20 protein-coding genes and 1 tRNA gene are annotated in these 19,963 nt (G+C 63.3%); 13 read left to right on the top strand and 8 right to left on the bottom strand.

Annotation, left to right across the window (positions count from 1 at the left end; translation table 11 throughout):
- Positions 1–103: 103 nt before the first annotated feature.
- Together HNS03_RS11410 and HNS03_RS11405 are read right to left on the bottom strand one after the other, a co-directional pair.
- The gene (locus HNS03_RS11410; protein ID WP_367195397.1) at positions 104–664 is read right to left on the bottom strand and encodes a sigma-70 family RNA polymerase sigma factor; all 561 of its coding nucleotides are present in this window, start codon (positions 662–664) and stop codon (positions 104–106) included.
- A gap of 545 nt (positions 665–1,209) precedes the next feature.
- A tRNA-Ser gene (locus HNS03_RS11405) sits at positions 1,210–1,299 on the bottom strand.
- 223 nt (positions 1,300–1,522) lie between these two features.
- Between HNS03_RS11405 and HNS03_RS11400 the strand changes: the two genes are divergently transcribed.
- The 13 genes from HNS03_RS11400 (at position 1,523) to HNS03_RS11340 (ending at position 13,200) form a co-directional block, all read left to right on the top strand.
- The gene (locus tag HNS03_RS11400) at positions 1,523–1,921 is read left to right on the top strand and encodes a hypothetical protein (RefSeq protein WP_367195396.1); all 399 of its coding nucleotides are present in this window, start codon (positions 1,523–1,525) and stop codon (positions 1,919–1,921) included.
- Positions 1,922–2,233: 312 nt separating this feature from the next.
- A complete protein-coding gene (locus HNS03_RS11395; RefSeq protein ID WP_367195395.1) occupies positions 2,234–3,511 on the top strand; it encodes a septal ring lytic transglycosylase RlpA family protein in 1,278 nt (425 codons plus the stop codon).
- A gap of 17 nt (positions 3,512–3,528) precedes the next feature.
- Positions 3,529–4,269 (top strand): dTMP kinase, encoded by a 741-nt coding sequence (gene tmk / locus HNS03_RS11390; RefSeq protein ID WP_367195394.1) that lies wholly within the window; start codon positions 3,529–3,531, stop codon positions 4,267–4,269.
- Between the two features lie 6 nt (positions 4,270–4,275).
- On the top strand, positions 4,276–5,376 hold the full coding sequence (locus HNS03_RS11385) for a DNA polymerase III subunit delta' (protein WP_367195392.1): 1,101 nt from the start codon (positions 4,276–4,278) through the stop codon (positions 5,374–5,376).
- Between the two features lie 33 nt (positions 5,377–5,409).
- Positions 5,410–6,978 carry a methionine--tRNA ligase gene (metG, locus tag HNS03_RS11380; protein WP_367195391.1) on the top strand — a complete coding sequence of 523 codons (1,569 nt, stop codon included), beginning with the start codon at positions 5,410–5,412 and terminating at the stop codon, positions 6,976–6,978.
- A gap of 73 nt (positions 6,979–7,051) precedes the next feature.
- Positions 7,052–7,843 carry a TatD family hydrolase gene (locus HNS03_RS11375; RefSeq protein ID WP_367195390.1) on the top strand — a complete coding sequence of 264 codons (792 nt, stop codon included), beginning with the start codon at positions 7,052–7,054 and terminating at the stop codon, positions 7,841–7,843.
- Positions 7,840–8,649 carry an MBL fold metallo-hydrolase gene (locus tag HNS03_RS11370; protein WP_367195389.1) on the top strand — a complete coding sequence of 270 codons (810 nt, stop codon included), beginning with the start codon at positions 7,840–7,842 and terminating at the stop codon, positions 8,647–8,649. Before HNS03_RS11375 ends, HNS03_RS11370 begins: the two co-directional genes overlap by 4 nt.
- Before the next feature lie 519 nt (positions 8,650–9,168).
- Complete coding sequence (locus HNS03_RS11365; RefSeq protein ID WP_367195388.1) at positions 9,169–9,552, top strand: GFA family protein; 384 nt, start codon at positions 9,169–9,171, stop codon at positions 9,550–9,552.
- 120 nt (positions 9,553–9,672) lie between these two features.
- The gene (locus HNS03_RS11360; protein WP_367195386.1) at positions 9,673–10,107 is read left to right on the top strand and encodes a PACE efflux transporter; all 435 of its coding nucleotides are present in this window, start codon (positions 9,673–9,675) and stop codon (positions 10,105–10,107) included.
- 79 nt (positions 10,108–10,186) lie between these two features.
- Positions 10,187–10,990 (top strand): cyclase family protein, encoded by an 804-nt coding sequence (locus HNS03_RS11355; protein ID WP_367195385.1) that lies wholly within the window; start codon positions 10,187–10,189, stop codon positions 10,988–10,990.
- On the top strand, positions 10,990–11,301 hold the full coding sequence (locus HNS03_RS11350; protein ID WP_367195384.1) for a SelT/SelW/SelH family protein: 312 nt from the start codon (positions 10,990–10,992) through the stop codon (positions 11,299–11,301). The genes HNS03_RS11355 and HNS03_RS11350 overlap by 1 nt, the downstream gene beginning before the upstream one ends.
- Positions 11,298–12,134 carry a nucleoside triphosphate pyrophosphohydrolase gene (gene mazG / locus HNS03_RS11345; protein WP_367195383.1) on the top strand — a complete coding sequence of 279 codons (837 nt, stop codon included), beginning with the start codon at positions 11,298–11,300 and terminating at the stop codon, positions 12,132–12,134. Before HNS03_RS11350 ends, mazG begins: the two co-directional genes overlap by 4 nt.
- 37 nt (positions 12,135–12,171) lie before the next feature.
- Positions 12,172–13,200: an asparaginase gene (locus HNS03_RS11340; RefSeq protein ID WP_367195382.1), complete on the top strand. Its 1,029-nt coding sequence runs from the start codon at positions 12,172–12,174 to the stop codon at positions 13,198–13,200.
- A gap of 89 nt (positions 13,201–13,289) precedes the next feature.
- Here the strand turns inward: HNS03_RS11340 and HNS03_RS11335 are convergent, their stop codons facing one another.
- The 6 genes from HNS03_RS11335 to HNS03_RS11310 all read right to left on the bottom strand — a co-directional run bounded on the left by HNS03_RS11335 (position 13,290) and on the right by HNS03_RS11310 (position 19,837).
- Positions 13,290–14,474 (bottom strand): cell wall hydrolase, encoded by a 1,185-nt coding sequence (locus HNS03_RS11335; protein ID WP_367195381.1) that lies wholly within the window; start codon positions 14,472–14,474, stop codon positions 13,290–13,292.
- A 232-nt stretch (positions 14,475–14,706) separates the two neighbouring features.
- On the bottom strand, positions 14,707–15,639 hold the full coding sequence (gene meaB / locus HNS03_RS11330; protein WP_367195380.1) for a methylmalonyl Co-A mutase-associated GTPase MeaB: 933 nt from the start codon (positions 15,637–15,639) through the stop codon (positions 14,707–14,709).
- 215 nt (positions 15,640–15,854) lie between these two features.
- Positions 15,855–16,268 carry an NADH:ubiquinone oxidoreductase subunit NDUFA12 gene (locus HNS03_RS11325; protein ID WP_367195533.1) on the bottom strand — a complete coding sequence of 138 codons (414 nt, stop codon included), beginning with the start codon at positions 16,266–16,268 and terminating at the stop codon, positions 15,855–15,857.
- Positions 16,269–16,428: 160 nt separating this feature from the next.
- On the bottom strand, positions 16,429–18,045 hold the full coding sequence (locus tag HNS03_RS11320) for a peptide chain release factor 3 (protein ID WP_367195379.1): 1,617 nt from the start codon (positions 18,043–18,045) through the stop codon (positions 16,429–16,431).
- A gap of 55 nt (positions 18,046–18,100) precedes the next feature.
- Positions 18,101–18,895, bottom strand: coding sequence for a metallophosphoesterase (locus tag HNS03_RS11315; protein ID WP_367195378.1), 795 nt, complete (start codon positions 18,893–18,895; stop codon positions 18,101–18,103).
- On the bottom strand, positions 18,896–19,837 hold the full coding sequence (locus HNS03_RS11310; protein ID WP_367195377.1) for a diacylglycerol kinase family protein: 942 nt from the start codon (positions 19,835–19,837) through the stop codon (positions 18,896–18,898). It lies immediately after the preceding gene.
- Positions 19,838–19,963: the final 126 nt, after the last annotated feature.

The raw sequence follows: 19,963 nt of genomic DNA, 5'->3' as shown, positions 1-19,963 counted from the left end.
CCGCACGGCCGTGAAAGACCTTCGCCTTTGCCTCAGGCCATCCGCAAACGTGCTGGGAACGGCGCCTGATGCACGTCGACTTGAACTGACGACGCGGTCCCGATCAGTGCTCCTGCAGAAGCTCGGAGACCGTTTTCATTTCCAGGTTCGCCAACACTTGATGACGGGCACGGTTTAGACGACTCTTTACGGTGCCTACGGCGCATCCTCTGAATGAGGCGGCCTCCTCATACGAAAAGCCCTGGATCCCAATCAGGATGAGGATCTCTCGTTGTTCCGACGGGAGTTTGTCGATGCAATCGCGTACCTCGCATCCTTGCAGCGACCAATCCTGCGTGGAAGCTACGGAGGGAGAGGAGGATACGCAATCTTCCGCTCCCGGCTTCTCCCGGCCACGGATCTTTATTCCGCTATAGAATAGGTTCTTCATGATGGTGAAGAGCCAGGATTTCATATTTGTGCCGGGTTGGAATTTTTCTCGATTTGCAAGTGCCCTGAGAATCGTATCTTGCGTTAAATCATCGGGATCATGGTCATTGCGGCACAAGGCGCGGGCAAAGGCGCGAAGGGCGGGAACTAGGGCAATGAGATCTTGAGCAAAGGGCGTTGTACGTGGATATGGCTTGTTGGAAACGACTTGATTTTCCAGGTAAGGGGTGGGCATGGCAGCGTTCCTGAGTGCCGGTCGTAACACCCCAGCCACATAGGAGAATGCACCGGATCGCTCTTGGTTCCTGGCGATTACTTGAAAAATCGCCCGTTGATTTTTGGTTGATTCTGTAATTGTTTGCTAAAAATTATCCTATGTTAATGTCCGGAAGCCGTGCCTCTGGTCGAATACATAGTCTTCGTCCGTGATAGAATGCCTTGACCGCATCATAAGTCATTGATTTCGCGGAGATACATTCCGTCTACGGGTTTTCTGCGAAGGCGAAGCGCTCGACGAGCGGCATTGCTTCGACGCAGGCCCGGTTCGGACGCCTTCAATTCGCAGGATCGCCGGCATCGTAGCTCCCAACGAAGGCCGCTTCTGACGGACCCGATGTTGGGCGATTTCTCACCGGACACTTGCCGGAATGTCCCGCTTTTCTCCAACGGCCGCGTCAAACGACAGGCTACGTGAAAGCGAAATAGCTGAGAGGATCGAACGAAGTTCGAACTCGGAGCCATGCGCGCAGGGTTGGTGTGGCGGCTGCGCGCAAATAAAGATGGCGGAGGAGGTGGGATTCGAACCCACGAGACGGTTGCCCGCCTGCCGGTTTTCAAGACCGGTGCCTTCAACCACTCGGCCACTCCTCCCGGTGCATTTCCTGTAGCGGGCCACGAACCGATTCAGCAAGGCGCGATCCACGCTTTCGTTTGTTTTGAGCGGTTTCGGCCATCGATCATCCTGGACCACCCGTCTCAATAGAGAGCCGAACGGCACCGTCGGCGGCCCATCCAGGGGCAGCTCACCGAAAAGCGATCCAGATGAGCGGGGCACGCGTAGACCGGGCAGACATCTTGCTTCAGGAGGTCCGCCATGCCGATCGTCCGGTCAGTCGTCACAGCTTTGGCTGGGCTCGCCGTGCTTGCGCCCGCTGCTACCCTTGCACAGGGCGCCGCGCTGTCGGGCTCCGAAATCCGCGCGACCATTGCCGGTAAACGCGTCTATCTCGCCACGCCGTTCGGTGGCGAATTCCCGCTCTATTACCGCGCCGACGGTACGGTCGACGGTTCCGGGAAAGCACTCGGCCTCGGCAAGGCCATGCGACCGACCGACACGGGCACCTGGTGGGTGCGCGACAATCAACTCTGCCAGAAATGGACGACTTGGTACGATGGGCGCCAATTCTGCTTCAGCCTGCGCGAGGGCGAGGGTGCTCGCTTGTACTGGACCCGCGATGACGGGTTGAGCGGGCGGGCCCGAGTGGGCAAGTAGTGCCTTCTCGGCGAAGCGGAAATCGGTTGGCCGTCCGCGGAAACGCGCAAAAGGTCGCCTCTAGGGGGAGCTTCCGCGATTCCTTAAAAGGCGGGGCGGCTCGAAGGCGCCTTCGAAGGGCGTTTCGCGTCCGGAACAGTGAATTTTCAGGGCCGCGTTTAGACCTTCTTATCTCTGGGTGCGCTGCAAACGGCCGCTCGTCACAATGCCGCCCCATTCTCCCGTGATCGAAGCAGTTGACGGAAGCGATCATCGGTTCCGTTCGTCGGGCTATGGCGCCGATGGTCACGATCCTGAAGGGGCGGGGCGCGCATGACGGTCATCCGGAACAAGGAATTGGGCGCCGCGGCGCCGGCCGTCGACGCCAGACAGATAAAGCGGAAGGTCGCATTGCCCTCCAACACCCTTTTTCGTTTCGGTGTGGTCATCGCCGGATGCGTGGCACTCGCCGCGTGCAACTCGACCTCCGGCGACCGCGCCGAGATCGACCCGAAATATGGCGTGCCGCCAAGCCCGCGCGTAATCGGCTCCGGAAAGCCGATTCCGAAGGGCGGCGGCCGCGAGATGGTCGGCAAACCGTACAAGGTCGCTGGCCGTTGGTATAAGCCAAAGCTCGACCCGAACTACGAGGCCGTCGGGACAGCGTCCTGGTATGGCGCGGCGTTTCACGGCCGGATGACGGCAAACGGCGAAGTGTTCGACGCCAACAGCTTCTCCGCAGCGCACACCACCATGCCGCTGCCGTCCTATGCCCGCGTGACGAACCTCAAAAATGGCCGCTCCATCATCGTTCGCGTGAACGACCGGGGGCCGTTTCACGGCAGCCGGGTGATCGACGTGTCTCATCGCACGGCCGATGTTCTCGACTTCCGCAACGATGGCGTCGCGAAAGTCAAAGTCGAATATGTCGGGCCGGCTCGGCTCGACGGCCACGACCAGGACTATCTGCTGGCAAGCTACCGTGGTCCGTCTTCCGGCAAGCCGCCGGCGACGCGGCCGAAGCCGGAGGCGCCGGAACGCTCTATCCTGCTGGCCTCGAAGAGCAAGCCGCAGAAAAATACCAGCGAACGCGTAACGCCCAACCGGTCGCGCGATACGGCGAACTCCGCGACCAGCGCGCTGCTGGCCTACGTGGAAGATAACCCGCGTCCGCGTCATCCGATTCCGTCGCGTGACGGGCCGCCGCCGGTGGCGACATCGTCCAAGCCTTCCAAGCGGACGGCGGAAAAGGCTCCAGAACCTGCTTCCCGGGATGAGGCGTTGCCCGGCGTTGCCGCGTCCGAATCCTCCGCTTCTGCGCCAGCTCCGACCGCGACACCGACCGCACCGGAGCCGGAACGCAAGCCGGATAACGACCCGATGGCCCAGCTCGTCGAAATCGCATCCAACGAAGACGCTGCGTCGCCTGCTGCTACGCAGCCGGAGGCGGCGCCGGTTCAGCTTGCATCTGCCGATTCCGATCCCGACCCGATCGGTTCGCGGATCATGGCTGCCTATGCCACCATGGGGACCGGCGCGGGCGGCCTGGACGCTGGCGCGATCGCCATGGCGGCGTCCAAGAGCGGGTCCGGTTCCGCCGCAACCGAATGACGGCTGCGGGGTCGCCCGTGGTGAACGCAACCGAAACGCTTCAAGTTCCGGATAAGAGCCAGGCCGGGCCGGCCGGCGCATCGGATGCGGCAGTATCCGAAGGCGTGGCCCGGAATGCGCGAGGCCGGTTCATTTCCTTCGAAGGCGGGGAGGGGACCGGGAAGACCACCCAGGTCCGTGCCCTTGCGCATCGTCTCGGAGAATTGGGTCTCCCGATCCTGAAGACGCGGGAGCCTGGCGGCACACGCGGGGCGGAAATGATCCGCCAGGTGCTGCTGTCGGGCGCTGCGCGAGAGTTCGGCGCGGATGCCGAAGCGATCTTGTTTTCCGCTGCCCGCATTGATCATGTGGACCGCACGATCCGTCCGGCGCTTGCCAAGGGCGTCTGGGTGCTGTGCGACCGGTTTGCCGACTCAAGCCGTGTCTATCAGGGGCTTTCCGGGGTCGAAACACCGATATTGTCCGCCATGGAGCGGATCGCGTTGGACGGTGTGAAACCCGACCTGACGATCGTGCTCGATCTGGATCCGGCCATTGCTCGGGCGCGGGCTGCAGCCCGCCGGGGGGAGATGCCGGCGGATCGGTTCGAAGGCGAGGGATGGGACGCAGACGCCGCGCGTCGCCGCGCCTTTCGCAGGCTTGCGGTTTCCGATCCACGCCGATGCGTGGTCGTGGATGCCAGCGGCCCGTCGCCGGAGATCGCCGAAACCGTGTGGCGCACGGTCGTCGAGCGGCTGTGCCCGATGGCGGCGCGGTAGGTTGCCATGGCCCGCGCGGCAAAGCGGACCGAAGAGCCGCCGAAGGAACCCGACCAGATCGGCGACTGGCCGCTCCCGAAGCTTCAGACACGTCTGATCGGCCACGAGACGGCGGAGGCGGAGCTTTTGGAGAGCTACCGCGCCGGCCGGCTGCATCATGCGCTGCTCCTGACCGGTCCGGAAGGGATCGGTAAGGCGACGCTCGCCTTCCGCTTCGCCCGCTTCGTGTTGGCGCACCCCGATCGCCAGTCGCCTGAAGTGGCCGCGGCACAGGATCTCTCCGTTCCGGCCGACCATGCGGCCGCACGCCAAATCGCGATCGGCGCACATCCGGGCCTTCTGCATTTGAGGCGGCCTTATGACGAGAAGGGCAAGCGCTTTCGCGGTGAGATCACCGTCGACGAAGTCCGCCGGCTGGTTCCCTATTTCGGGTCGACATCGGCCCATGGCGGCTTTCGGGTGGTCGTCGTCGATGTGGCCGACGATCTCAACACCAACGCCGCCAATGCGCTTTTGAAAGCGCTGGAAGAACCGCCGTCGCAAGCGCTGTTCCTGCTGATCTGCCATGTTCCGGGACGGCTTTTGCCGACGATCCGCTCGCGCTGCCGGCGTCTCGACCTGCGGCCATTGCCGGAAGAGGCGCTCCGGCGCGGGCTTCACGAGCTCGGTGCGGATGCCTCCCATGAAAGCGATGCCGTCTCGCTTGCGGCCTCGCTCGCCGACGGCAGCATCCGCCGCGCGCTGACCTTGCTGGAAGCCGGCGGGGTCGGTCTATATGGCGCCGTGGCGGAGATCCTTGATCGGCTGCCGGCGTTCGACGTCGCGGCCGTGCACCGCCTGTCGGACAGGGTGGCTCCCGCCGGATCGGATGAAGCCTACGAGCTCCTGATCGATCTGGTGTTCGATTGGCTGTCGAAGAAGATGCGGCGCGAAGCGGTAGCGGGCGCGCCTGCGGCAACGCTTGCCGGGTGGGCCGAGGTATGGGAAAAGACGGCCCACGCGGTCGGCCTCGCCGACGCGTTCAACCTCGACCGTAAGCAGGTTGTGCTCGACCTCTTTCACGATATCGCACAGGTCGACCGGACGGCACGGGCGCACGCGTCCTGAACCACCCGGTCGGTACCGTGCTTGCCGGATGCCATGACCGATCGTCCCGCGTACTACATCACGACTGCGATCTCGTACCCGAACGGTGCGCCCCATATCGGCCACGCCTACGAGGTGATCGCCACCGACGCGCTCGCCCGCTTCAAGCGGCTCGACGGGTACGACGTCTATTTCCTGACCGGAACCGACGAGCACGGCCAGAAGATGCAGCAGACGGCGGCGCGCGAAGGATTGACCGCGCGCGAATTCGCCGATCGCCAGGCGCCGCGCTTTGCCGCCATGGCGGCCGAGCTCAACTGCTCCAACGACGACTTCATCCGCACCACCGAGCCGCGCCATGCGGCCGCGAGCCGAGCGATCTGGGAGCGGATGGCGGCCGCCGGCGACATCTACAAGGACACCTATTCCGGCTGGTACTCGGTGCGCGACGAAGCCTACTACCAGGAGGCGGAAACCACCGTCGGCGAGGATGGCGTGCGTCGCGGCCCGCAGGGAACGCCGGTCGAATGGGTGGAGGAGGAGAGCTATTTCTTCCGGCTCTCGGCCTACCAGGAGCCGCTTCTCAACCACTACCGCGACAATCCGAGTTTCATCGGCCCGGACGAGCGGCGCAATGAGGTGGTCCGCTTCGTCGAGGGCGGCCTCAAGGACCTCTCGATCTCGCGTACCACCTTCGACTGGGGCGTCAAGGTGCCGGGCGACGAGCGCCACGTCATGTATGTCTGGGTCGATGCGCTGACCAACTATCTCACCGGCGTCGGTTTTCCCGACACGGACAGCGACAGCTACAAGCGCTACTGGCCGGCCGACCTGCATGTGATTGGCAAGGACATCGTGCGCTTTCATGCCGTCTATTGGCCGGCCTTCCTGATGTCGGCGGGCCTGCCGTTGCCCAAGCGCGTATTCGGCCACGGCTTCCTGTTCAACCGCGGCGAGAAAATGTCGAAGTCGGTCGGCAACGTGATCGACCCGTTCGCACTTGCCGAGACCTACGGCGTTGACCAGCTCCGCTATTTCTTCCTGCGGGAGGTGCCGTTCGGTCAGGACGGAAACTACTCCCACGAGGCGATCGTCAACCGCTCCAACGCGGATCTGGCGAACGATCTCGGCAACCTGGCGCAGCGTTCGCTGTCGATGATCGCCAAGCACTGCGAGGGCAGGGTGCCCGCGCCCGGTGCGTTCTCGGACGCCGACAAGGAGATCCTGGCGGCCGCGGACGGCCTGTTGGAGACCTGCCGCGCGGCGCTGGAGACGCAGGCACTGCACACCATGCTGGCGGCGGTGTTCCAGGTGGTGTCGGAGGCCAACCGCTATTTCGCCGCGAGCGAGCCCTGGGCCTTGCGCAAGAGCGATCCGGAGCGGATGCAGACCGTTCTCTACGTGACGGCCGACATCCTGCGCCAAGTTGGTATTCTGATGCAGACGGTAACGCCGGCGGGCGCGGACCGGCTGCTGGCGATCCTTGGGTTGGACGATCCCGACCAGCGCAGCTTCGCAACGCTGGGAGACGCTGGACGGCTTGCGCCGGGAGCGCCGCTGCCGCGACCGGAACCCGTGTTTCCCCGGTTCGTTGAGCCGGAAACCGAAGACACGAAGACCTAGAACGGGATGCGGGCGGGAAACCGGTTTTTCGCCCACATCCCGAGGTAACTAGAAGGACAAGGCAGACAAGCTCATGCTCGTCGACAGCCACTGCCATCTCGATTTCCCGGATTTCGCCGAAGAGCGCGACGCCATCGTCGAGCGGGCGCGTGAAGCCGGGGTCGCCACGATGGTGACCATCTGCACCCGCGTCCACGCGTTCGATCAGGTGCTGGCGGTCGCCAACGCCTATCCGGACGTTTTCTGCTCGGTCGGAACCCATCCCCACAATGCCGGCAACGAGACCGACGTGACGACGGAGAAGCTGGTCGAACTCGCCCAGCATCCGAAGGTGGTCGCGATCGGAGAAGCGGGGCTGGACTACTATTATGACTATGCTCCGCGCGAGGATCAGGCGGAGGGTTTCCGCCGGCATATCCGGGCGGCCCGCGAGACCGGTTTGCCGCTGGTGATCCATGCGCGGGATGCCGATGAGGATGTCGCGGAGATCCTGAGGACAGCACATGACGAGGAGGGGGCCTTTCCGGCGATCCTCCATTGCTTCTCGTCCGGCCGCGACCTCGCCATGGCCGGCATCGAGCTGGGCCTCTACGTTTCCTTTTCCGGCATTCTGACTTTCAAGAACGCTTCCGAAATCCGCGAGGTCGCGCGCGACGTGCCCGAGGATCGTCTCCTGGTGGAAACCGATGCGCCCTATCTCGCGCCTGTTCCGCATCGCGGTCGGCGCAACGAACCGGCCTATGTCGCCGAAACCGCCAAGGTGTTGGCGGAGGTGAGGAGCGTGACGCCGGAAGCGATCGCGGCCACGACCACCGAGAATTTCTGTCGGCTGTTCTCCAAGGTGCCGCGCCCGGAGAGCCAATGAGCGCGCTGACGTTCACGATCCTGGGTTGCGGCTCGTCCGGGGGGGTGCCGCGGATCGGCGGAGACTGGGGCGCCTGCGACCCTAAGAACCCCAAGAATCGACGGCGGCGGTGTGCGCTCCTGGTCGAGCGGCGCTCCGAGCAGGGCGTCACGACCATCGTGATCGACACCGGACCGGATCTGCGCGAGCAGATCAACGATGCCGGCGTGGAACGGCTCGATGCGGTGCTCTACACTCATCCCCACGCCGACCACATCCACGGCATCGACGATTTGCGCGGGCTCGCGCTCAAGGAGCGCAAGCGGATCGACGTCTATCTGGATCACGCCACCTCGGCGCGCGCCCACAAGGCGTTCGATTATTGTTTCGTGACACCCGAAGGATCCGGCTATCCGCCGATCCTCAACGAACACCGGCTTCATCCCGGTGCCCCGGTGACGATCCGAGGCGCCGGCGGCCCGGTCACGGCACTGCCTTTTCTGCAGCATCACGGCGAGATCGACTCGCTCGGCTTCCGCTTTGGCGACATTGCCTATTCCAGCGATGCGAACGATCTGCCGGACGCAAGCGTCGAACTGCTCCACGGCCTGGATCTTTGGATCATCGACGCGCTTCGCTATGCCGAGCACAACAGTCATTTCTCCGTGGAGGAAGCGCTTGGCTGGATCGACCGGTTGCGCCCGAAGCGCGCCATCCTGACTAATCTGCATCTCGATCTCGATTACGAGACGCTGAAGGCCGAGCTCCCGGAGCATATCGTCCCAGCCTACGACATGATGCGCATCGAGGTGCCGATTTCGGAGTGAAAACTCGCGTATGCGAGCATCGGAGCGTCCAGGACTTAGCGTCGTTCCAAATCTCCATCTTCGCCAACGGCAACGATCATGGCTATCGCGGATCTATCCCAACCACTGGCCATGAAGGTCTGACACGCCTGGATGCCGTCTGGGCTACAAGAATGCTCAAGGGAGTGGCGTCAAGTCGCTCGCCCGGCTTGATAATTTCCGCACGGATCAACCAGCATGTCGAGGATTTGGATTGCGCGCCGACGACCCGCGCCGCTCTCGGATCTGACCTAATCCAAAAACCAGCTTCTTAAATTATGTTCCATAATGCATCTTATGCGACTTTAAACGAAACGCCGCGCACAGCCAGAAATCAGCGTCTCTGACGCAACGCACCGTTACCGACCCTGGATAAGATTGCTTTTGCGGCCCCTCCCGGCCCGAGCGCTCCCCTAAGTTCTGAGGCCTGGGTTTTGCGTCGCTGGCGTCGGTCGACTGGGCTGCTATGAAGGCCTTGAGGAACGCAGATGGAGGCTGATCGTGATCACGGGTCGATGTGAATGCGGAAAGGTTCGCTTCGAAGCGGACGTCGTCGCGGAAACGGTAACGGTTTGCCACTGTTCGCAGTGTCGGCGTATCAGCGGTCACTTATGGGCCAGCACGCGGGCCCGGGAAGACCAGATCCGCTTCACGGAGCGCGAAGGCCTGGAATGGTACGCGTCGTCGGATTTCGCCGAGCGCGGTTTTTGCCGGGTTTGTGGCTCCAGCCTCTTTTACCGCATGCACGACAGGCCCGATATCGCCATCGCAGCGGGTTGTCTGGATGATACCTCGGGTCTCTTTGTCGAGAAGCACATCTTCGTCAAGGACAAGGGTGCCTACTACGAAATCCCCGAGGGTGAACCGCAGATCGTGGGCTTCTGATTGTCACTCTTGACGCTGTTTTGGTCGGTCGTTCGGTGCTTGGCCTTTTCGGCCCGCCATGCGACGACCGGCTATCGTTACCGGGCTTGCCGGTGACCGTGATTCTGACCGGCAATTGTCATGCGTTCGACCCTGGACCGACTTCGACACGTCATCTGCTTTGAGCTGATCGGCCTTGCCTTGGTGACGCCGCTCGGAACTTACGTGTTCGCAATGCACGCGTTCGACATCGGGTTCGTCGCGCTCGTCAGCTCGCTGGTCGCGACCGCCTGGAACTATCTTTACAACGTGGGATTCGATCGCCTGCTTTGGCGCCTGCGCGGGAGCACGCGCAAGTCGGTTGGACTTCGTGTGATGCATGCGCTTTTGTTCGAAGCCGGTCTGATCGTGATCCTTGTGCCGCTGTTTGCCTGGTATCTTGAGATCGGCCTTTGGCGCGCGCTGGTGATGGATCTCGGCTTTGCCGGCTTCTATGTCGTCTACGCGTTCATTTTCAACTGGGCCTATGATTGGGTGTTTCCGATCGATTACGAAGCGCTCGAAGCGAATCGTTAAAAGCGTTTGTATGGAATGGCTTCGTTTCAACACCTGAAGCGCGCCGTCAGGTGTGAGCGTGCGTTTTTGAGGAGAGCCAATGGCCGTTATCGATACCAGCGCCATGCGGATCATCGATCTGGAGTTTCCGCGCACGGAGGGAATGCCGGAATTTCCGACCCACAAGCCGGGCTATGCGTTCACGCTCTATCAGCGCCATGAGGACACCCGCGGCACCAGTGGGATCAGGAGCGGCGCATTCGGCCAGCTCCATGGCACGGAGCATGCCGGCACCCATATCGATGCCCTGAGCCATCAGGCCGAGTGCCTGACGCTTCATGGCGGTCTACCGGTCACTCCGGAGCTGCAGACGCCGACGGGCTTTACCTCGCTTGCGGCGGAAGACCTGCAGCCGATTTTCGCGGACGGGATTCTTCTGGATGTCGCGGCGCTCAAGGGCGTCGAGGTATTGGAGCCCTACTATCCCGTGACCGCAGACGATCTTGCGGCCTGCTGTGAGCGGCAGAACGTGACGATCGCGGAAAACTCGGTGGTTCTGGTCTATTTGGGCCAGGGTCGCTACTGGCACGACGAGGACCGCTATCTCGCCGCACCAGGTATGGATCGCTCGGCCTCGGAGTGGCTTGCGGAACGCAAGGTACAGGCGGTCGGGGCCGACAACATTTGCTGGGATGTCCCCGGACTTTGGGACGACACGTTGGGGTGCACCCTGCCCGGCCATATCGTGCTTCTGGTCCGCGCTGGTATTCTGATCATCGAAAATCTCGATTTGGCCGAACTTGCCGCCTCCGGTCATTCGCAATTTCTGTTCGTTTCGGTGCCCCTAAAGCTGGTTGGTGCGACCGGCTCTCCCATCCGCCCGCTTGCCCTGGTTCCGCGCTGATGAGCGAAAAGCCGGCCATCACAATCGTTTACTGTCGTCAGTGCAACTGGATGCTGCGCTCCGCGTGGATGGCGCAGGAGCTGCTGTCGACCTTTTCGGAGGAGCTTGGAGCGGTGACGCTGGTGCCTGCGACCGGCGGCGCGTTCCGGATCGAGATCGACGGAGACCTCGTTTGGGAACGAGTGCGCGACGGCGGCTTTCCGGATATCAAGACGCTGAAGCAGCTCGTGCGCGACCGGGTGGACCCGGAGCGCGATCTGGGCCATGTCGACAGAACCCGCCCCCCTCCCGACGCGAAGGACCGGTCATGACCCCATCGCGCGATATCGACACGCTGCTTTCGATCATGGCGCGGCTGCGCGATCCCGAAACGGGATGTCCCTGGGACGTGAAGCAGTCGTTCGAGACGATCGTGCCCTACACCATCGAAGAAGCCTACGAGGTTGCCGATGCGGTCGAGCGCGGCGACATTGAGGATCTGCGCGACGAGCTCGGGGACCTGCTCCTTCAGGTCGTCTTCCATGCCCGGATGGCCGAAGAAGCCGAGGCGTTCGACTTCGGCGGTGTGGTGGAAGCGATCACCGAGAAGCTTGTGCGTCGCCATCCCCACGTGTTCGGTGATGCGCGTGACCTGCCACCGGAGCGGGTCAAGGCACTCTGGGACGAGATCAAGGCGGAGGAAAAGCGCCTCAAGGCCGAACGCCACGGCGGCGAGATCGCCGATGGGTCCAAGGGACGGCTGGACGACGTTCCGCTCGCCCTACCCGCGCTGACGCGGGCGGAAAAGCTACAGAAGAAGGCCGCCAAGGTCGGTTTCGATTGGGGCGAGCCGGGGCCGGTGATTGCCAAGATTCGCGAGGAGATTGGCGAATTGGAAGCGGCCCTGGAGGCCGGAACGCCGCAGGATCCGGCGGTGGCAGAAGAAGTCGGCGATCTGCTGTTTGCCGTTGCCAACCTCGCCCGTCATCTGGACGTCGATCCGGAAGATGCCCTGCGGGGGACCAACGAAAAATTTCGCCGCCGTTTCGGCCATATCGAGACGGAACTCGCGGCCGCGGGCCGGCCGATGGAAGGCGCCTCGCTTGAAGAGATGGAAGCGCTTTGGCAGGCCGCGAAGGCGATCGAGCGCACCGCTTCCGACTGACCGGCGCCCCCTGAAAAGCTGACGAAAAGACCGCACCATGAGCAATCCCGTTCTTGTCGAAGTCACCCGCGGCCCGCGTGTCGAAAGCCAGCATCGCGGTATCGTCGCCATCGTCGACGCCTCGGGCTCGACCCGGCTTTCGCTCGGCGATATCGCAGCGCCGGTATTTCCGCGCTCCGCCGTGAAGATCTTTCAGGCGCTTCCGTTGGTGGAGAGCGGCGCTGCGGACGCCGCCGGGTTGACCGACGCCGAACTCGCCCTGGTCTGCTCCTCCCACAATGGCGAAGAGATCCACGTCGCCGGTGCGCGTTCGATCCTGGCGAAGGCGGGGTTGGACGAGGAGGCCCTGGAGTGCGGGCCGCAATGGCCGGCGCTCGGGCCGGATCAGGATCGCCTTAGGCGGGCCGACCGCCAGCCGGGTGCGATCTACAACAATTGCTCGGGCAAGCACGCCGGCTTTCTTTGCGCAGTTGCGCATATGGGGCTTCCGGTTGCGCACTATGTCGACCGCGATCACCCGCTTCAGGAGCAGATCCACGCCATTCTGGCGGACATCACGGGCGCGCCGCTGGACGTAGATGTCTGTGGCATCGACGGTTGTTCGATCCCGACCTGGGCGATCCCGGTGGAACGGCTCGCAGGCGCTTTCGCGAAGGTCGCGAGCGGTCAGGGTCTCAGCCCTGCGCGCGCAACTGCGCTAACGCGGCTGCGCAAATCCTGTGCGGCACATCCGTTCGAGACAGCCGGCACGGATCGCTTCTGCACCAAGGTGATGGAGCGCTTTGGAGAGGCGGCTTACGTTAAAACCGGCGCGGAAGGAGTCTACTGCGCCGCCCTGCCCGACTTAGGTCTTGGCGTGGCGATCAAGATCGATGACGGCGCAACGCGTGGCTCGGAAGCGGTGATGGCGGCCGTGCTGCAGATGCTTGTGGCCGAAAGCGACGAGGACCGCAGCTTTCTCGACCAATGGGCGCGCCAGGCCGTAGAAACCCGACGCGGCGTGGTTGCGGGAACGGTCAAGCCGTCCGAGACGCTCGCGACCGCCTTGTCGGCATTGGGGCGGTAACGCTCCGCCCTCAACGGGTTAGGTTCAAGCCCGATTTGCTGCGCCCAATTTCGGGACAGAAGCCGATTGCCGCTTGTCCTGACGTCTCGCTACGTCCAGTCGCCGCCGAACGTCAGATAGAAGACATGGTGGCCGATCCGCTCCAAGCGCTTCATATGCGGCGCCCATTTCGGGCTGACATAGGTCGCGTGATAGTGGGTCGAGGCCCCGATCGACGGCAGCCACATGGTCTGCTTGGTGTAGCCGTTGGCGATCTCCATCGCCTGGGTCCAGGCCGGCCGGTCGTTGACGACGTCACGGACGCGATCGCAAGCGAAGGAGAATTGGCAGCGGTTGAACCAGCCCTTGTTTTGGTAGACGACGCCACAGATCGTATCAGGATAGGCTGGGTTCTTCACCCGGTTGATCACGACCTGAGCGACCGCCATCTGGCCGAGCCGGCTTTCGCTGCGCGCCTCGAAATAGACCGCCTCCGCCAGACATTTGATCTGGCGGGCATCGGTGATGTCTTCCGGCAGCGGGCGGTCGGACCACCAGTGGTCGAGTGGTCCGGCGGTCTTCGCCGTGCCGGCACCTTGACCCAATAGCGCTTCGAATGGCGCGTTCAGATCAATCCCGCCTTCCGAGGCATAGGCCGATGCCAGCGAGGCACTGGTCGCGGCCGTCGTGGCTGCCAGGAAGCGGGCCGTGGCTGCCTGCGCGGACTCGTTCGGTTCGATGCCGCCGGCAGCAAGCAGGCTCTTGGCTCCCGGCGCGCCTTCGAAGCCTTCCGGACGCACGAACGCCACGCGTGGGAAGTCCTTGATGGTACCGGGCGTTAACAGGCTGACGGCTGTGGCGACCGAGCCGGCCCCAATATCGGCATTGCCGGAGTCCGGCCGAATGGTTGCCAGTCGGTCGCCCTTGCTAGCGGTTTCGCTTCTCACAGAGAGGGTTGTGACCGTTGCCTTATCCGGCGCCACAACGTTGGCGTCGGCTAGCCCGAGAGCCTCGAATCCGTCGAGGCCCGCCATTGCGACTTTCGACGACCGGCTTTCCACCTCACCGACAGCGGTACCGTAGGCGAAGGTTGGCGCGATCGTTTCGCCATAGGGCGCATTGACGATCCGCGCGAGATAGCGGGGGCCTGCCTGCTGCGCGAGCATGTAGGAGACCACGTCCTGGTGAGCGACTTGACTGCCGAGCGCGAGCAAGACGCCGGCTGCGAGCGGAAGGCGGCGGGCGACAACACCGGCCGAAGCCACCGAACGCCACGACAAGACAGGGATACGCAAGACTTCAGTCCCCTGATGGATTTCGCGGTGCGATCGGCGCCCTTCGTGTCAAGCGCGCCACGCATGGAACGAGACGATGATGTGCGGGGACGGTTGCCAACGCGTTAAATAGACCGATCTTTTTTGATCGGTTTCAATCGCAAGCCCAGGAAAAGCGCCGCTCCGACTCTCCGTACGGAGCTGCCGGACCGATCTGTTTTCCATTGGATTGTTTGGCTTGATCGCTGAAACGTTAGCTGTTCAACCGCGCACCGAGGGCAGCAGATGCCTCGGCAATACGACGAAAAGGTGTCGTCGCAGCGCCCTCTCCCGTTTTGCGCAAGACGGCAAGACCGGCCGAGCCGAAGCGATCGCGAATCGCATCGGCAACCCAGGCGGCTTCTTGCTCGCGGCGGCGGGCTTGCAGCCGCCCTTCGCCGGAAAGCCATGCTTCATGGCCGGCGACAGCGGTGGTAAGTGCGTCAAGCCCAGAGCCGTTGGCGGCGGAAATCGTCAGCACTTTGGGCCGCCAGTTGCTGATCTCGACCGCGAGCGAGAGTGCCCCTTCCACATCGGCTTGCGCCCGCCGCGCCGGAGCGCCGAGATCCGCCTTGGTGACAGCCACCACATCGGGCAGCTCCATCACGCCGGCCTTCATGAACTGAAGCGAATCCCCCGAACCTGGCTGGACGCATAGCACCACCGTGTCGGCGACCATCGCAATGTCGGCTTCCGACTGCCCGATGCCCACCGTCTCCACGATGGTCACATCATAGAGCGCGCGCATCAGCACTGTCGCCGCTATCGCCGAATCGGACAGTCCGCCAAGGCGATCCCGCGCGGCGAAAGAGCGAACGAAGATATGTTCGTCGTCCGGGTCTGTTCGCAGCCGGGTCCGGTCACCGAGCAGCGCTCCCATCGTCCGCCGCGACGACGGATCGACCGCAATCACCGCAACCGATTGCCCGCGTCCGCGCGCGTCGGCGATCAAACGGTTGGTGAGGGTAGACTTTCCCACGCCGGGGGGGCCGGTAAGGCCGAGCACGCGGCCTTGAGGCGATCGCAAGGCTTCGTCGAGCAGGTCGGCATGGCGAAGCGATCCGTCGCGGGCTTCGATCAGAGCGAGCGCGCGCGCGATCCCTGCCTTACCCGCCGTCCGGATCCCATCGAGCGTGAGCTCTGCCATTCCACCTTGATCAGTTGTCGCTAAGCGGCCCACCCCGCCTCGCGATCACGCGAAGACACGAACCGCCGGATCGGGGTCCCGATGCGAAGAGCCTTTCGTCGACCTCGAGAATTGCTGATTCTTCGCCGTAATATTTTAGCGTAAAGGGTTGAAATTAAAGCGCCTTCAAGGGTGACGGTGGCCGGTCCGCATGGGGCCGACCACGATGCATCTGGCTATTGCCCCGGCGACCATGCGTCGTAGTCGCCGGTCGCCTGCGGACGATGCGGATCCTGGTGAACGATCGAACCCTTCGGCCGATAGGCTCCCGCCGTCCCGGTCAGGTTCGGCTGGAACGGCTTCTCCCATTCGCGCGGCTTGTAGCTGACCTCGCTCGGAGCGGGCACGTCCTTGTGGTGCATCCAGCCATGCCAGCCAGAAGGGATCTTGGTGGCCTCGGCCTCGCCTTTGAAGATCACCCAGCGCCGCTGGAACCCCAATGTCGGGTCCACCTTGCCGCCCTTGCTGCGATAGTAGCGGTTGCCGAACTCGTCCTCGCCGACAAATTCGCCGCTGAAATAGGTGTGCACCCGGGTTCCGATGGTTGCGGAATTCCACCAGGTGAAGATGTCGAGAAACAGACGTTTCAGCACGGCAACAGCCTCTGTCGATCGGCACCGGCCAATGGTCCCGCCGGCAAGGAACACAAATTCGGACGACGCGTCGATCCGCTTTCGGCTGCGGACGACACCCATTTGCCCGCGGACTATGGCGATCCGGCCTGCCGCTGTCCAGCCATGGGCGCTTGACTCAGACCAGTTCCTTCGTGGTGGCGAAGGTCACATCGGGAAAGCGCTCCGCGGTGTAGTTCAGCTCCCAGGCGCTCTTGGCCAGATAGACGGGGCTTTCGTCGTTGTCCTCGCCGATCTGCGAGGAGTTTTTGTTGATGAACTCCTCCACCTTCTCCTTCGGGCCGTAGATCCAGCGCGCGGCGGCATAGGGCGACGCCTCGAAGCCGATCTCGACCTTATATTCCGCCTTAATGCGGTCGATCATCACGTCGAGCTGCAGAGCGCCCACGACACCAACGATCCAGTCGGAGCCGAGCCGGGTCTTGAATACCTGGGCCAGCCCCTCCTCCGATAGATCGTGCAGCGCGCGACGGACCTGCTTGATCTTCATCGGATCGCCGGTGCGCACACGACGCATGATTTCCGGGGCGAACCTTGGCAGACCGGTGATCTTCACATCGGTGCGCTCCGACAGCGTATCGCCGACGCGCAGCGTGCCGTGGTTCGGAATGCCAAGGATGTCGCCGGGAAAAGCCTCCTCAGCGATATCGCGGTCCTGGGCGAAGAAGAAGATCGGTGCCTGAACCGCCATCGACTTGCCTGTGCCAACCTGATTGAGCCGCATGCCACGCTTGAACCGGCCCGAACAGATCCGCGTGAAGGCGATCCGGTCGCGGTGATTGGGGTCCATGTTGGCCTGAACCTTGAAGACGAAGGCGGTGACCTTGTCTTCGGTCGGGTCCACCGGCTGCGGTTCGGCGGGCTGGACGCGCGGCGGCGGCGCCCAAGCACCGATTCCATCCAAGAGGTCGGAGACGCAGAAATCGCGCAAGGCAGAACCGAAATAGACCGGCGTCAGGTGGCCTTCCCGGTAGGACTGAAGATCCATCGGGGAGCAGGCGGAGGTCGCAAGATCGGCTTCGGAGCGGAACGTCTCCATCAAGGTGTCGTCGCCAACCAACTCGTCCACCTTGGGATCCATGATGCCGTTGACGCGGATCCCTTCTTCGAACGCCCCTGCCCCTTCCCGGTTTGGCCGCAGGAACATGTTGTCGCGCAGATTGTAGCAGCCTTTGAACTGCGTCCCCATTCCGATTGGCCAGGTCACGGGAGTGACGTCCAAGGCCAACTTGTCGGAGATCTCGTCCATCAGCTCGAACGGATCGCGGCCTTCCCGGTCCACCTTGTTGATGTAGGTGATGATCGGAACGTCGCGCAGACGACACACCTCGAACAGCTTCAGGGTCTGGGACTCGATACCCTTCGCCGCATCGATCACCATCACGGCGGAATCGACGGCCGTCAGCGTGCGGTAGGTGTCCTCGGAGAAATCTTCATGGCCGGGCGTATCGAGCAGGTTGAAGGTGACGCCATCGCGTTCGAAGGTCATCACCGAGCTCGTCACGGAGATGCCGCGCTGCTGTTCGATGGCCATCCAGTCAGATTGTGTGCGCCGGCGTTCGCCGCGCGCGCGCACCTGTCCGGCCAGCCGGATAGCGCCACCGAAATAAAGCAGCTTCTCCGTCAGCGTCGTCTTGCCAGCGTCCGGGTGCGAAATGATCGCAAACGTCCGTCGATTGGCGATTTCTGCCTCGAGCGTGCCAGGGTTGGCCTTGCTCGCAAGCGCTTGATCCATTCCTGTTGATCCTTACGCTTCAGTACTTTTGGCGGAGCCGCGCGCGCCGCTTCCGTCAAACGGTCGTCCAGCCCGGAAGCGGCGAATCCTGCCAGGCGCCACCCTCGAATATCCTCGTTCGGATGTCGAGGTGGTCGCCGGTGACCTCGATCAGGTTGTAGGCGTTGGGTTCGTCACGCAGCCGGGTCGAGATCGCCGAGCCAGCCTGCAGGACCTTCAGCTCGTTGGTCTGTGTGACGTCGTCCGGCGTCACAATCCGCATATAGCCTCTGTGAAGGTGTCCGGAAAGGATCAGCCGCACGCCGGCCTTTGCAAATCGCGCAAGAGCGAGCTCCGCGCGGCCGACCAAGCGGGCGTCGGGATCGTCCTCGGGCGGGCGGAAAGGATGGTGCGCCACGACGATCGCCACTCGGTTCGATGGCGCGGCCGCGAGGGCGGCCTCCACCTGGCGGATCTGTCCGGCATTGATGCTGCCATGGGACCAGTTCAGCTCCAGTGCCATGCGCCGTGCGGTGTTGACGCCCACAAGCACGACGTCGTCGCCGACGTGGATGGGTTCGATGTCGCGATCGATGAACCGGCGGTAGGCGCGGAACGGGTCGAGGAAACGCTCCAGCAAGCGATAGGGCGAGATGTCGTGGTTGCCGGGTACGGCGAACCAGGGCAGACTCAACCCGTCTAGATAGCGTCGCGCGTCCTCAAACTCTCCATGGTCTGCCACCTGGGTGAGATCGCCGGACACCACCACCAAGTCAGGTGCTTGTGCCGAGAGCTCGTCGACCAAAGCGATAGCCGCGCGCGGATTGACCTTGCCGAAATGCAGGTCGGAAATATGGGCAAGACGCGTCATTCAGGAAGCTGCTGGGATCGGCGCGGTTGCCGGGGCGGACGTGGAGCGGAATCCGGTTCCATGGGGAACGAGAACCTTGAGCGCTTTCGGCCTGATCGCATAGTCGAGCGGTGGCGTGATCAGAACGGTCTCTCCGTCATTCATGACCCGGACGCGCTTGCGGCGTGTGGTGATACGTGCGGATTGGACAGGCAGCCGCAGCAGCCGTTGATCGTTGCGCCATCGGCCCATCACCATGGAAAGCGCCAGGCCGATGAGCCGCCACGGTGTGATCGGCTTCAGCGCGTAGATCACCAGCTGTCCGCCGTCCAGCGAGGCGCGCGTCAACACCTTGCCGAAGCCTTCGGCATAGTCGTTCACGACCACGGCCAGCGCGCGGGTGCGCATCGGGCGCTCCTCGCCTTCGGTTTCTATGCGCACGCCCATCGCCGGATAACGCTTGAGAGCCCGCAGACCGGCGCGAATGAGGCGGGCATAGAAGCGGCCGCTGGAACGTCCTCGGAAGCCTTCGCGCCGCCGGGCCAGGCGGGACGGTGCGCCCAGGACCGAATTGACCAGAAAAATGCGGCCGTTGACCGTGCCGACATCGATCGCGCGCGCCTCGCCGCTTGCAATCAGCGCCACGGCGATGTCCCTCGCCTGCGGCACGCCGAGTTCGCGAGCCAACACGTTCATGGTCCCGGCAGGAATGATGGCCAACGTTGTTTCCGTACCCACGAAGGCTTGCGCCGCGGCCATCACGGTACCGTCACCACCCACGACGGCGACGATCGGGAGACCACTGGCGCGCGCTTCGTCGATCTGAGCGGCGATGTCGGCCCCGTCGTCCGCGAATGTCGCGTCGATCCCCGCGCGGCGAAACAGGCCCCGAATGGTGGCGGAAAAATCCGGATCGTCGAGCCCGGCTCCAGCACGCGGATTGATGATGACGAAGCAGCGCACGACAGCCTTGTTTCCACTTGATTTGAGCAAACGCCAGGCCGAGCGCGGAGTTCCACCTCCCCGATCGCGACGCAAAGGGTGCGTCGTCCCCACTATTCACAGCCGACACAATATATATGGGGTCGC

Source organism: Amorphus sp. 3PC139-8 (assembly GCF_040750475.1).
Taxonomy (GTDB): domain Bacteria; phylum Pseudomonadota; class Alphaproteobacteria; order Rhizobiales; family Amorphaceae; genus Amorphus.
The sequence above is the reverse complement of the archived record's forward strand: the minus strand, read 5'-3'. Positions and strand labels throughout refer to the sequence as shown.

Bases quoted from the DNA above. Each gene is read 5' to 3' on its own strand.
- HNS03_RS11360 (WP_367195386.1), top strand. From the start codon at position 9,673: ATGCGTTCGACCCTGGACCGACTTCGACACGTCATCTGCTTTGAGCTG.
- HNS03_RS11385 (WP_367195392.1), top strand. From the start codon at position 4,276: ATGGCCCGCGCGGCAAAGCGGACCGAAGAGCCGCCGAAGGAACCCGAC.
- HNS03_RS11315 (WP_367195378.1), bottom strand. From the start codon at position 18,895: ATGACGCGTCTTGCCCATATTTCCGACCTGCATTTCGGCAAGGTCAAT.
- HNS03_RS11355 (WP_367195385.1), top strand. From the start codon at position 10,187: ATGGCCGTTATCGATACCAGCGCCATGCGGATCATCGATCTGGAGTTT.
- HNS03_RS11400 (WP_367195396.1), top strand. From the start codon at position 1,523: ATGCCGATCGTCCGGTCAGTCGTCACAGCTTTGGCTGGGCTCGCCGTG.
- HNS03_RS11370 (WP_367195389.1), top strand. From the start codon at position 7,840: ATGAGCGCGCTGACGTTCACGATCCTGGGTTGCGGCTCGTCCGGGGGG.
- HNS03_RS11410 (WP_367195397.1), bottom strand. From the start codon at position 664: ATGCCCACCCCTTACCTGGAAAATCAAGTCGTTTCCAACAAGCCATAT.
- HNS03_RS11320 (WP_367195379.1), bottom strand. From the start codon at position 18,045: ATGGATCAAGCGCTTGCGAGCAAGGCCAACCCTGGCACGCTCGAGGCA.
- HNS03_RS11375 (WP_367195390.1), top strand. From the start codon at position 7,052: ATGCTCGTCGACAGCCACTGCCATCTCGATTTCCCGGATTTCGCCGAA.
- mazG (WP_367195383.1), top strand. From the start codon at position 11,298: ATGACCCCATCGCGCGATATCGACACGCTGCTTTCGATCATGGCGCGG.
- HNS03_RS11395 (WP_367195395.1), top strand. From the start codon at position 2,234: ATGACGGTCATCCGGAACAAGGAATTGGGCGCCGCGGCGCCGGCCGTC.
- HNS03_RS11340 (WP_367195382.1), top strand. From the start codon at position 12,172: ATGAGCAATCCCGTTCTTGTCGAAGTCACCCGCGGCCCGCGTGTCGAA.
- metG (WP_367195391.1), top strand. From the start codon at position 5,410: ATGACCGATCGTCCCGCGTACTACATCACGACTGCGATCTCGTACCCG.
- HNS03_RS11350 (WP_367195384.1), top strand. From the start codon at position 10,990: ATGAGCGAAAAGCCGGCCATCACAATCGTTTACTGTCGTCAGTGCAAC.
- meaB (WP_367195380.1), bottom strand. From the start codon at position 15,639: ATGGCAGAGCTCACGCTCGATGGGATCCGGACGGCGGGTAAGGCAGGG.